Annotated in this window: 8 protein-coding genes and 1 rRNA gene; 7 read left to right on the top strand and 2 right to left on the bottom strand. The window is 68.0% G+C overall.

Annotated elements, in window-relative coordinates; all coding sequences use genetic code 11:
* Nucleotides 1-222 precede the first annotated feature (222 nt).
* Nucleotides 223-2,028, bottom strand: coding sequence for a translation elongation factor 4 (lepA, locus tag BT183_RS09185; protein WP_072341874.1), 1,806 nt, complete (start codon nt 2,026-2,028; stop codon nt 223-225).
* Between the two features lie 97 nt (nt 2,029-2,125).
* Between lepA and BT183_RS09180 the strand changes: the two genes are divergently transcribed.
* The 6 genes from BT183_RS09180 (at nt 2,126) to trxA (ending at nt 11,314) form a co-directional block, all read left to right on the top strand.
* The gene (locus tag BT183_RS09180) at nt 2,126-3,094 is read left to right on the top strand and encodes an extensin-like domain-containing protein (protein WP_072341871.1); all 969 of its coding nucleotides are present in this window, start codon (nt 2,126-2,128) and stop codon (nt 3,092-3,094) included.
* A gap of 54 nt (nt 3,095-3,148) precedes the next feature.
* Nucleotides 3,149-3,706 carry a hypothetical protein gene (locus BT183_RS09175; RefSeq protein WP_072341869.1) on the top strand — a complete coding sequence of 186 codons (558 nt, stop codon included), beginning with the start codon at nt 3,149-3,151 and terminating at the stop codon, nt 3,704-3,706.
* Between the two features lie 43 nt (nt 3,707-3,749).
* Nucleotides 3,750-4,454, top strand: a complete 705-nt coding sequence (locus BT183_RS09170; protein WP_072341867.1) for a nucleotidyltransferase family protein — start codon at nt 3,750-3,752, stop codon at nt 4,452-4,454.
* Nucleotides 4,451-7,468, top strand: a complete 3,018-nt coding sequence (gene addB / locus BT183_RS09165) for a double-strand break repair protein AddB (protein WP_072341865.1) — start codon at nt 4,451-4,453, stop codon at nt 7,466-7,468. The genes BT183_RS09170 and addB overlap by 4 nt, the downstream gene beginning before the upstream one ends.
* The gene (addA, locus tag BT183_RS09160; RefSeq protein WP_072341863.1) at nt 7,465-10,911 is read left to right on the top strand and encodes a double-strand break repair helicase AddA; all 3,447 of its coding nucleotides are present in this window, start codon (nt 7,465-7,467) and stop codon (nt 10,909-10,911) included. Before addB ends, addA begins: the two co-directional genes overlap by 4 nt.
* Before the next feature lie 79 nt (nt 10,912-10,990).
* A complete protein-coding gene (trxA, locus tag BT183_RS09155; RefSeq protein WP_072341860.1) occupies nt 10,991-11,314 on the top strand; it encodes a thioredoxin in 324 nt (107 codons plus the stop codon).
* Nucleotides 11,315-11,439: 125 nt separating this feature from the next.
* Here trxA and BT183_RS09150 read toward each other — a convergent pair whose 3' ends face one another.
* A complete protein-coding gene (locus tag BT183_RS09150; RefSeq protein WP_177282478.1) occupies nt 11,440-12,162 on the bottom strand; it encodes an SIMPL domain-containing protein in 723 nt (240 codons plus the stop codon).
* An 801-nt stretch (nt 12,163-12,963) separates the two neighbouring features.
* Here BT183_RS09150 and BT183_RS09145 point away from each other — a divergent pair.
* Nucleotides 12,964-13,086: ribosomal RNA gene (locus BT183_RS09145) — 16S ribosomal RNA — on the top strand; the annotation flags it as partial.

The raw sequence follows: 13,086 nt of genomic DNA, 5'->3' as shown, positions 1-13,086 counted from the left end.
CGCCCTTCGAGACGCCTCTTGCGAGGCTCCTCAGGGTGAGGGCCTCATAGTAGGCTCTGCGCAAGCGGCAGGGCCCCCTCACCCGCCGCTGAGCGCCGACCTCACGCCATTCGAGCGTAGCTCTCATGGCCTTCTCGGCTCCAATCCGTCCACTGGACGGATTGCCCGGCTGCGCCGTCGCCTCGAAGCCCCCGGAGGGAGAGGTGAAAGGGAGCAGCCCCCTCAGTTGTCTTCCATCTTGAGGGCCTTGATGAAGGCTTCCTGGGGGATTTCGACGCTGCCGAACTGGCGCATGCGCTTCTTGCCGGCCTTCTGCTTTTCGAGGAGCTTGCGCTTGCGGGTGGCGTCGCCGCCATAGCATTTGGCCGTGACGTCCTTGCGCATGGCGCGCACGGTTTCACGCGCAATGATCTTGCCGCCGATCGCCGCCTGGATGGGGATGACGAAGAGGTGCGGGGGGATCAGCTCCTTGAGCTTTTCGCACATCTGGCGGCCGCGCGATTCGGCGGCCGAGCGGTGCACGAGCATCGAGAGCGCATCGACCGGCTCGGAATTGACGAGGATCGAGAGCTTGACGAGGTCACCCTCGCGATAATCCGAGAGCTGGTAGTCGAAGCTGGCATAGCCCTTGGAGATCGACTTCAGCCGGTCGTAGAAATCGAACACCACCTCGTTGAGAGGCAGGTCGTATTCGACCATGGCGCGATTGCCCACATAGGAGAGGTTGCGCTGGATGCCGCGCCGATCCTGGCAGAGCTTGAGGATGGCGCCCAGATATTCGTCGGGCGTGAGGATGGTGGCCTTGATCCACGGCTCGCGGATCTCGGCGATCTTCATCACGTCGGGCAGGTCGGCGGGATTGTGCAGGTGGATGGTTTCGCCCGAGCTCAGGCTGATCTCGTAGACCACGCTGGGGGCGGTGGCGATGAGATCGAGGTCGAACTCGCGGGAAAGCCGCTCCTGGATGATCTCGAGATGCAGGAGCCCGAGGAACCCGCAGCGGAAGCCGAAGCCGAGCGCCGCCGACGTTTCCATCTCGAAGGAAAAGCTCGCATCATTGAGCCTTAGCTTGCCCATGGCGGCGCGCAGTTCGTCGAAATCGGAGGCATCGACGGGGAAGAGCCCGCAGAACACCACCGGCTGGGCCGGGCGGAAGCCGGGCAGGGCGGTGGCGGTGGGCTTCCGGTCGTCGGTGATGGTATCCCCGACATTGGTGTCGGCCACTTCCTTGATGGAGGCGGTGAACATGCCGATTTCGCCGGGCCCGAGCTCGGCCACCTCGATGAGCTTGGGCGTGAAGACGCCGACGCGGTCGAGCTCGTAGACGGCGCCCGAGGCCATCATGCGGATGCGCTGGCCCTTTTTCGCCGTGCCGTCGATGACGCGGATGAGCACGACGACGCCCAGATAGGTGTCGTACCAGCTGTCGACGAGAAGCGCCTTGAGCGGCTTGTCGATTTCGCCCTTGGGGGCGGGCAGGCGGGTGACGATGGCCTCGAGCACCTGATCGATATTGAGGCCGGTCTTGGCGGAAATCTCGACGGCCTCGGAGGCGTCGATGCCGATGACATCTTCGATCTGCTGCTTGACGCGCGGCACGTCGGCGGCGGGCAGATCCACCTTGTTGAGCACCGGCACGATCTCATGATCGGCATCGAGCGCGTGATAGACATTGGCGAGGGTCTGCGCCTCGACGCCCTGGGAGGCATCGACGACGAGCAGCGAACCCTCGACGGCCGCCATGGAACGCGAGACTTCATAGGCGAAATCGACGTGGCCGGGCGTGTCGATGAGGTTGAGGACATAGTCCTCGCCATCCCTGGCGGTATATTTGAGGCGCACGGTCTGCGCCTTGATGGTGATGCCGCGCTCGCGCTCGATCTCCATGGAGTCGAGCACCTGCTCTTTCATCTCGCGCGCATCCAGCCCGCCCGTCATCTGGATCAGGCGATCGGCCAGTGTGGATTTGCCATGGTCGATATGGGCGACGATGGAAAAATTGCGGATATTCTTGAGGGGCGTCGGCATGGTGGCGCTGATAGCAGAACCGCGGGGGCCCCGGAAGATGGTTTATCGGCGCTTAAGAGCGCGGGAACCCGCCGGGGTGGGGCGGCGTTTGCCGGCGATGCTGTACCGCTCGCTGTTTGCCGCGATCCTGCTCCTGGTGCCATCCGTCCTCGCGCAGGAGGAGGGCGACGTGCCGCTGCCCCGTCCGCGTCCCGAACCGGCGGTGACGGCGCCGGCCGCGCCCGAGGCGGCGGAGGCGGCCGAGGAAGCCGAAGCGGACGTTCCGGATGCTTCGGAGGCAGCCGCCGGGGACGCCGATGAGAGTTCCGCGGAGGCGACTGAAGCCGAAGCGCCACCCACCGCGACCACCGAGGAGGGCACGGTGATCGCGCTGCCCCGGCCACGGCCCGAGCCCGAGCCCGAGCCCGAGGCGGCCGATGTCGATGAGGCGCCCCCCGCGACGGGGGACAGCGAGGACGGGGACGCGGCCGAGGGCGTGCCGGACCCCGAACCCGAAGCGCCGCCGCGCATCTACCAGAGTGCCTGCCCGGCGGTGATTTCGGGCGCGGTGATTGCGCGTTCCCTGCCGCCGATTGCAGAGGGTGCGTGCGGCGAGCAGTCGCCGCTCGAGGTCACGGGTGTGATGGCCAATGGCCAGCTGGTGGAATTTTCGAGCCCCGCAACGCTGTCGTGTGCCATGGCGACGGCCTTGCCCGAATGGATCGCCGAAATCGACCGCTATGCCGAGGCGCGCGAGAATTCGGGCGTCTCGGAGGTTCTGACCGGCACGTCCTATATGTGCCGCAACGTCAATAATGGCAGCACCGGCAATCTCTCCTTCCATGCCTTTGCCAATGCCCTCGACGTCACCGGCTTCGTGCTCGAGGACGGCCAGCGCATGACGCTGCCCTCGGGCTGGGCGGATGCCGGCTCGGCCGAGGGGCGGCTGTTGCGCTTTGCCCATTCGGCGGCCTGCGCGCGGTTCACCACGACGCTGGGGCCCGAAGCAAATGCCTTGCATGAGGATCATCTGCATGTCGACATGGGCTGCCATGGCGGGCGGTGCCTGGCGCGGCTCTGCGAATAGCGGCAAAGCTGGCCCCGCCCGACGGCGTCTCAGGCGGGATTGAGGGAACAGCGAATGGCTGGGCAGACTGACGGACCACCGAAGCGCAAGCCATGGTTTTTCGACGGGGCGACCGGCCGTGAATTCACCGCGCCCAACACCGGCGACGAGATGAAGGCGGCGATCGATCGCATCGGCTTTGAGGCCGAGCATTTTCCCGATTGGGTCATCGATGACGGGCCCTATGGCGGCCTCGCCATCACGCTCAGCCTCATTGACCGCGACTGGAGCAAGCCGACGGTGCTGCTGGCCAAGACCGAGCACGGCGAGGCGCGTATCGTCGCGGAGGCTGACCCGTCGGGCTTCGTGCGCATCAGCGTCGACTGGCAGGGCGGTCCGGTGCTGACGGCGTTTCTCGACCGCCCTTACGAGCAGTATGAGCTCTGGCCACCCCATGCCGAAGGTGACTGCGAGGCGCCCGGCCATGTCGGCAAGCGCCTCAGCTGGGTGGGGTTCGACGCGGCCGCCTGGCCGGTGCTGAAGCCGCTGGCCAATCCGTATGGCGGGCTGACCCTGCGGGAAAAGGACCAGGAGATCGTGCACCTGCCCGACGCGGCTGCGCCTGATCGCTGATGGCGGGGTGGACTTGTGGGCAGCCGGCCGATCAAATCGCGCCATGACCGAGATCGAGCGATTCCCCGAGGTGATGCTCCTGGCCGCAGGGCTGGGCACGCGCATGCGCCCCCTGACGGATGCGACCCCCAAGCCGTTGATTCCCGTGGCAGGGACGCCGCTGATCGACCGGGTGATCACGGCAGCGGTCACCGAGGGCGCCAGGCGCTTCGTGATCAACGCCCATGCCCATGCCGATCAGGTGGTGGCCCATTTTGCCGGCCATCCGCGCGTCACGGTGCTACGCGAGGAGACCCTGCTCGGGGTGGGTGGTGGCCTGCGCAACGGGCTCTCGGCGCTTACGGGCGACACGCTTCTCGTGATGAACACCGATGCCTTCTGGCTGCCCGAGGCGGATCGGCCGCTGGCTCGGCTGATCGCGCGGCACAGGGAAATAGGCGCCGCGATGACGATGCTCTGCGTGCAGCCGGGGCGGGCGGTGGGCGCGCGGCTCAGCCATGATTTCTGCCTCGATCCCGTGGGCCGCATCACCCCCGACAGCGGCGCGCCGGTGATCTATACCGGGGTGATGGTGGTCGAGCGCGCGCTGGTTCAAACCCTGCCCGAGGGCAAGGGGCCGATGGCGCCGCTGATCGCCGCCGCCGAGGCGAAAGATGGCCTGCGCGGTGTGCATCTTCTGGCTCCGTGGTTTCATGTGGGGGACCCTGAGGGGCTGGCCGAGGCCGAGGCGCGGCTGGGCGCGGCATGAAGCGGGGCGCGCTCTATACCATTGCGCCGCATGCGCCGTTTCTGCCGACGCTGGCAAAGGCGGTGCTGTCGGGGCGGCTCTTTCCCGACTGGCCGCGCGATACGCCCTTCTGGCTCTCGGACATCACCATCATCCTGCCCACCCAGAGGGCGCGGCAGGCGCTGGCCGAAGCGTTCGCGGCCGAGGGCGCCGGACTTCTGCCTGACCTGCGCACCTTTGGCGGCGAGCCGGGGGAGGAGGAGCCGTTCCTGCCCCCGGTCGATGCCCCGGCATTGCCCCCGGCGATCTCGCCATTGACGCGGCGGCTGGTGCTGTCGCGGCTGATCGCGCGCTGGGCCGAGACCGAGGGCGGGCGCGAGGTGATGGCAACCCCGCCCAATGCCGCCGAAATCCTCGGGCTCGCCGATTCGCTGGGGAGTCTTGCCGACGATTTGATTGTCGAGGGCGTGCCTTATTCCGTGCTGCGCGACCTGCCGATGGCGGATCTGGCCGAGAACTGGCGCAAGACGCTGGCCTTTCTCGATATCGCTCTGACCTTCTGGCCGGACTGGCTCGCCGAGCGGGGGCTTGTCGATGCCGCGACGCGGCGCAATGCAAGGCTCGACCGACAGGCCGCGACGGTGGGAGTGCTCTATGGCGACCGGCCGGTGATCGCGGCGGGTTCCACCGGCTCGATCCCCGCCACGGCGCGGCTGATGGCAGCGGTGGCTGGCCTGCCGCGCGGGGCGCTGGTGCTGCCGGGGCTCGATACATCGATCGGGCCCGAGGGCCATGAGCGGCTGATCACGCCCGAGGCGGCCCCGCACGGCCATCCGCAATATGGGCTGATGCGGCTGCTGCGGGCGCTGGGCGCGACGGTCGGGGCGGTCACCGAACTTGGCCAACCGGAGATCCATCCGCGCACGCGGCTGGTGCGGCATGCGTTGGCCCTGCCCGAGGCGACGGCCGGCTGGCCGCAGGCGCGGGCGGCGCTGGCCCCCGAGATCGAGCGGGCGGTGGCGGGGCTGACCGTGATCGCGGCGCGCGGGGCCGACGAGGAGGCCCGGGCGATTGCGGTGCTGGCGCGCGACGCGCTCGATGAAGGCCGCAGCGTCGGCATCATATCGCCCGACCAGACGCTGTCGCGGCGCATCGCGGCGGAGCTGTTGCGCTTTGAAGTGGTGGTCGACGATGCGGCGGGCGTGCCGCTGTTTCAGTCCGAGGCCGGGCGGCTGGCGCGGCTGGCGCTGGCGGTGGCCGAAAGCGATTTCGAGCCGGTGGCGCTGATGGCGCTGCTCTCCCATCGCGGCGTGACGCTGGGGCTGGGCCGGCAGGGTCTGGCCCGGATATCGGGCCGGCTCGAACGCGTGCTGCTGCGCGGGGAATTGCCGCCCATCGGGCTGGCCGGGCTGCGGCGGGGGCTTGCAGCGCGCCTCGAGGGCAAGAGGCTTGACGCCGAGACGGGCGCGGCCATCGCCGGGCTGCTCGACCGGCTCGAAGCGGCGCTGGGGCCGCTCTGTGCCCTGCTGCAGGCGCGGCGCTGGAGCGCCGGCGATCTGGCTTCGGCCCTGCGCCAAACCTTGGCGGCGTTACGCGAACCCGCTCCCGGCGAAGCGGAGGCGGATCTGCCGGGCCTCCCCGAATTTGAGGGCTGGGCGAAGGCGCTCGCCGAAGGCGTCGATCCCGGCCCCGTGCTGCCGGCCGAGGCGCCCCATGCCATGCTGCTGGCGCTGATGGCGGGGGTGAGCGTGCCCGAGCCCGGCGCCTCGAACCATCGCGTGTATTTGTGGGGCCAGCTCGAGGCGCGGCTGCAAAGCCCCGATGTGATGATCCTGGCCGGGCTCAACGAGGATATCTGGCCGCGCGCCGCCGACCCCGGACCGTGGCTGAGCCGGGGCATGCGGCTCGCCGCCGGGCTCGAACCGCCCGAGCGCCGGCAGGGGCTGGCCGCCCATGATTTCGAGATGGCGCTGGGCAATGCCGAGGCGGTGCTGAGCTTTTCCGAGCGGCTGGGCGCGGCCCCGGCGCTGCCCTCCCGGCTGATCCAGAGGCTCGAAGGCTTTCTCGGGCCGGTCTGGGCCAAGACACTGCGCGAGCGCGGGGCGGTGTGGCTCGACCGGGCCCGGGCGCTGGATGCGATTTCTGGCGATCCGGTGCCGGCCACACGGCCGCAGCCCCGGCCGGCGGCGGCGTTGCGCCCGAGGCGTCTCAGCGTCACCGAGATCGAGCGGCTGATCCGCTCGCCCTATGACATCCATGCCCGGCATGTGCTGGCGCTAAAGCGCCTGCCGCCGCTGGGCGAGGTGCCCGATGCGCGCGAACGCGGGGCGCTGGTGCACGAGATTTTTGCGCGGTTTGTCAATGAGGGCGGCGATTTCAGTGATCCTCGGGCCGTGGAGACGCTCTTGTCCCTCGCCGAGGCGGCGTTTTCGCGGCTCGACAGCATCGGGGAGCGGCGCGACATCTGGCTCTTCCGATTCCGGCGTGCCGCCGAGCAGTTCGTCGCCTTCGAGCGGGCGCGCGAAAGCGAGGTGGAAAACCGCAGCGCCGAGGTCGATGGCGACTGGCTGCTGCCTTCGGGCTTTCGCCTCGTGGGCCGCGCCGACCGGCTGGACCGGCTCCGCGACGGGCGCACGGCCATCCTCGATTTCAAGACCGGCGCCCTGCCGCAGGCGGGCGAGATGACGGCGTTTCTCGCCCCCCAGCTGCCGCTCGAAGCGGCGATGGCGGCGGCCGGCGCCTTTGCCGGCCATGCGCCCAGCCCGCCCGGTGATCTGCGCTATCTCAAGATCGGGCTCGGGCCCGAAGCGCTGGTGGAAGAGCATTTCAGGACCCCCAAGGGCATGACGCTCGGCGAAGCGGCCGAGGAGGCGCAGCACCGGCTCGAGGCCCATGTCGAGGCCCTGCTGATGTCCGATCGCCTGCCGCTGGTGGCGGGGGTTCTGCCCCGCACCGGCCAGAGCTATGCCGGGGATTACGACCATCTCTCGCGGCTGGCCGAATGGTCGGCCGCTGGCGGGGAGGAGGGCGAATGAGCCGCCGCATCGCACCCTCTGCCAGCGCCGATGCTGCCCAGCGCGAGGCCGGCAATCCATCGCTATCGGTCTGGGTTTCGGCCAATGCCGGATCGGGCAAGACCCATGTGCTGACCCAGCGGGTGCTGCGGCTGCTGCTCTCCGGGGTGGCGCCCGAGGCGGTGCTTTGCCTCACCTATACCAAGGCGGCGGCGGCCGAGATGCGCGACCGCGTGGCCTCGCGGCTGGCCGAATGGGCGCTGATGGCCGATGCCGAGCTTGCCGCGGTGCTGACCCGGCTCACCGGCGCGGTGCCGACGGAAAAGGAGCGGCAGCGGGCCCGCACGCTCTTTGCCCGGGCGCTCGAAACGCCGGGTGGCTTGCGCATCCTCACCATCCACGCCTTCTGCGAGGCGGTGCTGCACCGCTTTCCGGTAGAAGCGGGCGTGCCCTTCGATTTCACCGTGCTCGAGGATCATGAGCGCGCCGAGATGATTCTCAAGGCGCGCGAGGCGGTGCTGGCCGGCGGGCTTTCGGGCAGCGCCGAGGAACAGGCGGTGCTAGCGCTGTTTGCGCGACTTTCCGACAGCCAGATCGCCGGCGCCATCGATACGGCGCTCGGCGAAGCGCGCAAGCTCAAGCCGATCCTCATGCGGCGGAGCGAGGCGCTCGCCAATCTCCGCCGCCTTCTGGGCGATCCGCCATCGCCCGAGGCTGTGGACGCCGAGATCACCGAGGGCAGGCTGGTGGGCGCCGCGGACGTCTCGGCCATTCTCTCGGCCTGCCCGCCCGGCGGGGGCAGCCGCTTCGAGGACAAGCTGGGCCGGCTCGATGCCGAAAGCCCCGACACCGAGGCCTGGCTCGGCGCCTTCCTCACCACCGAGTACGGCGTGCCCAAGCGCGGCTTTCCCAGCAAGGCGCTGGAGACGGCGCGGCCCGATCTGGCCGAACTGGTGCTGGCCGAGGCCAACCGGCTGGCGCACCTCTGCGAACGGCGCAAGGGCGCGCTGATCCTTGCGCGATCTGAGGCGCTGCTTGCCGTTCTGGGCGCCATTCTCGACCGCTACGAACGCCAGAAGCGGGCCCGCTCGCTGCTCGATTTCGATGATCTCGTCGAGCGGCTGGGCGCGCTCTTTGCCGACCCCGAACAGGGCGACTGGGTAAAATACAAGCTCGACGCGGCCATCACCCACATTCTCGTCGATGAAAGCCAGGACACCAATGCCGAGCAATGGCGGGTGGTGCGCCAGATCGCCGACGAGTTCTTTTCCGGCGAGGGCGCGGTGGAGCGGCCGCGCACGCTGTTCGCGGTGGGCGATGAAAAGCAGTCGATCTATTCCTTCCAGGGCGCCGATCCGCGCCTGTTCGGAGAAGCGGGGCGGCATTATCGCGCCCGGGCGCAGGTGGGCAGCTTCGCCCGCATCGGGCTGAGGACGAGCTTTCGCACCCTGCCGGGCGTATTGGCCGCGGTGGACCGGGTGTTCGCCGACGGCGAGCCGCGCCTGGGCGTGCTGGCGCTCGAGGAGCCGGTGATCCATGAAAGTGCCCGCGCCGAAGGCGGGGGCAGCGTGACGCTCTGGCCGCCCGAGGTGCCCGAGCAGCGGGCCGACAAGCCCGAAAGCTGGCCGCTCGAGCCGGGCGAGGCGAGCGAAAGCCCGCAGCGCCTCCTCGCCCGCCGCATCGCCCGGACGATTGCCGGCTGGATTGCGACCGGCCGCACCCTGGGGCCCCGCGGCCGGGCGGTGACGGCCGACGACGTGCTGATCCTCGTCCAGTCGCGCGGGCCGCTCTTTGCCGAGATCATCCGCGCCCTCAACATGGCCAAGCTGCCCACCCCCGGCGCCGACCGGCTGGCGGTGACGCGCCATATCGCGGTGCAGGACCTCTTGGCGCTCGGCGATGTGCTGCTCAACCCCACCGACGACCTGCAGCTAGCGGCGCTGCTGCGCTCGCCGCTCTTTGATGTCAGCGAAGACGGCCTGATGGCGCTGCTCGCTGGCCGGCCGCAGGGTCAGACGGCCTGGTCGGCGCTTTCGGGTGCTGCCCAGCCCGAGGCGAAGGCGGCCCATGAGCGGCTTGCGGCCTGGCGCGGGCGGCTCGATTTTGACCGGCCCTACACGTTTTTCGCCGAAGTGCTCTATGCCGAAGGCGGGCTGCGGCGCTTCCGCGCCCGGCTGGGCAACGAGATCGACGACGTGATGGCCCAGTTCCTCGAACTGGCGCTCGACCACGAGCGCTCGACTCAGCCCTCATTGCAGGGCTTTCTTGCCGCCTTGCGCGATCGCGACGTGACCATCAAGCGCGAGCTTAACGAGAAGGGCGGCGGGGTACGCGTGATGACCGTGCACGGCGCCAAGGGGCTCGAGGCCCCCATCGTCATTCTCGCCGATGCCAGCCAGCAGCCGCAGGGCCGGACCTTGAGCAAGCCGCTGGTGCTGCGCGAGGGAGCCGATGGCCCGCTGCTCATCCATGCCGGCAGCGATGCCGACCATGTCGAGGAGACCCGCAGCCTGCGCGACGAGGACCGTGCCGCCCAGCGGGCCGAATACTGGCGAAAGCTCTATGTAGGCATGACGCGGGCCGAGGACGAGCTTTACATCACCGGCTTCGTCACGCCGGGTCGCGATCGCGACAAACAGCTCGAGGGCAGCTGGTATGCCACCGTCGAGGCGGCGCTCGCGCCCCATGGGCGGCGGGGCGTGGAGGGCGCGCCCGACGCGCTGGTCTTCCCCGCCGATGCTGCCGATCCCGGTGTCGCTGTGGCAGGGGATGGACCAGTCGTAGGGCCGCGCATCGCGCCCTTCGTACCAGCGCCGCCGCGTCGGGCCCCGGCTGTGGAGACGCTCTCGCCCGCCCGGCTCGGCGCTTCCCTCAAGGCTGGAGGCCGCCAGCCCGATCCGCTGCGCACGCTGGCGGAAGCGGCGGCCGATCCGCTCGAGGCCGATCTGGCAAGACGCCAGGGCATTGCGCTCCATGCGCTGCTCCAGCATCTGGGGCGGGTGCCGGAGGCCGATCGCCCGCGAGTGGCCGAGAAGGCGGCGCAGGCCTTGCTGCCCGAGGCGCCGCACCTTCACGCGCCCCTGGCGCAAAAAGCGCTGCGCATCCTTGCTGCTCCCGATCTTTCGCGGATTTTCGGCCCAGGGTCCCGCGCGGAAGTGCCGTTTCTGGTCGAGGGGCTGCGCGATGGCCAGCCGATCCGGCTCGCCGGTCGCATCGATCGGCTCGTGGTTGACGAGACGCGGGTGTTGGTGGTCGACTACAAGTCGGACGCAAGGGTGCCCGCTGAGTCTTCAGCAGCGCCCCCGGCCTATGTCACGCAGCTGGGGCTCTATGCACTGGTTGCAGGTCAGCTGTTCCCCCGCCACGCCGTGGAGACTGCCATTCTCTGGACGTCGCTGGAATCGCTGGTGTATTTGCCCGAGGCCCGGGAGGCGGCCCTCCGGGAACGGATCACCCTCAGGTGAGTTCCTTGAAGCCGCACTGGACTCTGCATAGCTTTTGCATCACAAGCGCCACCGCTTTTCAAAAGAGAAGGCCGAACCAATGACCAGCCACGTTTCCGACGCCACCTTTGGCGAGGAAGTCCTCAACTCCAAGGAGCCCGTGCTCGTCGATTTCTGGGCGGAGTGGTGCGGACCGTGCCGGGCGATCGCCCCCGTGCTCGACGAGCTCTCCCAGGAGCTCAAGGGCAAGGTCAAGATCGTCAAGCTCAATGTCGACGAAAACCCCGACACCACCGTGAAATACGGCGTCCGCTCCATTCCCACCATGATCCTGTTCAAGGGCGGGGAAGCGGCCGATATCAAGGTCGGCGCCGGCACGCCCAAGGCCGGGCTGTCGAAATGGCTCGAAGGCCACGCCGCCTGACGATTCCGACCGGCGCCCCGGCGCCGGTGACTCGATCCGCTTCAAGGCGCCGCCGGTTCCATCCGGCGGCGCCTTGCATTTGAGGGGGCCCGTTCTTCGGGCCGTCCTCGCTTCGGCGATAAGCGCTATTGCAGGAAATAGGTGATGGTGGAGACCACCCGCACCTTCTTGGCGATCTGCTTTTCCGGCCGGTCGTTGGGGATCTCTACGGCGGGCAGGATCTCGAAGACGCCCTGGTTGACCGTCTGGATCGCGCCGACCGCGGCCCCCGATTCGGCGGCCAGCTGCTCGGCCGATTCCTTGGCCCGCTGGGTCGCTTCGGCCAGCATCTCGTTCTTGAGCCCGTTGAGCCCGGTAAAGACGAAGGACGCGCCGGCGCTGTAGGCATCGGTGGAAAAGACCACACCCGAGGCGATGAGATCGGCAATGCCACGGCTGGCCCCGGCCAGCTCGTCGACCTTGGTCGAGGTGACGAGCATGTCCTCGGTCAGGACGAACCGGAAGGCATCGGGCGTCGATCCCGCATTATAGCCGGCAGCCCGATCCTCGACCTGGATGTTCTGGACGTTGATTTCCTCGGGGGTAAACCCGCGATTGGAGAGATAGCCGCGCACCGACTGCTCGGAGGCGTTGAGGGCGGCGCGGGCCTCCTCGAGCGTGCCCCCGGTCGCCACGAACCGGATGGGCCAGAAGCCGAGATCAGCCTTGACCTCGCGTTCGGACAAACCCTTGACCGTGACATAGCGGGCCGGTTCCCGGCTTTCGACCAGGGCCTCGCCCACGACCCAGCCCGCCCCGGCAATGCCCATGGCAATGAACAGGGCGCATAACAGATAAACGATGCGCATGATTGCGTCCTCAAGACCCCACTGCCCCCCGGCAGCCTCCATGATACGCGCGCCGATTGTGGCGCCTTTGGGAGAAGGCCGGTGAAAGGGGGTCGCGAACACACCGGAGGTGATCGGGCCTTGAAGCCCGTCGCCCGATCCCCATATCGAGTGGGCAGCCAAGGGGCGTTATTCACAGGGTCGAAGGCTGCGTGACGAAATCGTCATTTTGCCCGTTGACACTGAAATGGGGTGTCCCTTATAAGCCGGACATCGCTGAGGCGGGGCTGCGGGAACGTGGTTCTGGCGAGGCAAGTGGTTGATCTGGAAGGTAAAATTCTAGGTTGGCTGCGGGTACGGCGGGGAAGTTTCGGATGAAACTTTCTGCGGTACGACGGAAAAAAGGGTGTTGACAGGCTCTTCGGCCTCGACTAGAACCCGCTGCACTGACGACGCCGAGCGCTGGTCGCTCCCACTGTCGGTGATCTTCTGAAAGGGCAGGATTGCTGGCGGGCAACCGGAGGCAAGATGCTGTTCCCTTAAGGATGTGGAGACTGAGGTCTCCGATGACGCCGCCCTTTGAGAGGGATTTGGGGTCAGCTCTTTGACAGTGTGAAGAGAGAAGAAAGAGAAACGTGGACGGCGAGGTTCTTGCGGTCTGATCGAAAGATTGGACGAAGACTTTGATGGGTGCACGTTTCTGAGGAAACACAACCATGGTCGTCGGTTTAGGCCGATGATTTAGGTGTGTGTCCTCGTCAATGTCGCGTCGGAGACGACGCGCACGCAAACGTGCAATCCAGCGACATAAAGTCAGCATTCAAACTTGAGAGTTTGATCCTGGCTCAGAACGAACGCTGGCGGCAGGCTTAACACATGCAAGTCGAACGCCCCGCAAGGGGAGTGGCAGACGGGTGAGTAACGCGTGGGAATCTACCCAGTTCT

The sequence above is a fragment of the Devosia enhydra genome (assembly GCF_900119845.1).
Taxonomy (GTDB): Bacteria; Pseudomonadota; Alphaproteobacteria; order Rhizobiales; family Devosiaceae; genus FPKU01.
This window is presented reverse-complemented; position numbering and strand designations above follow the sequence as displayed.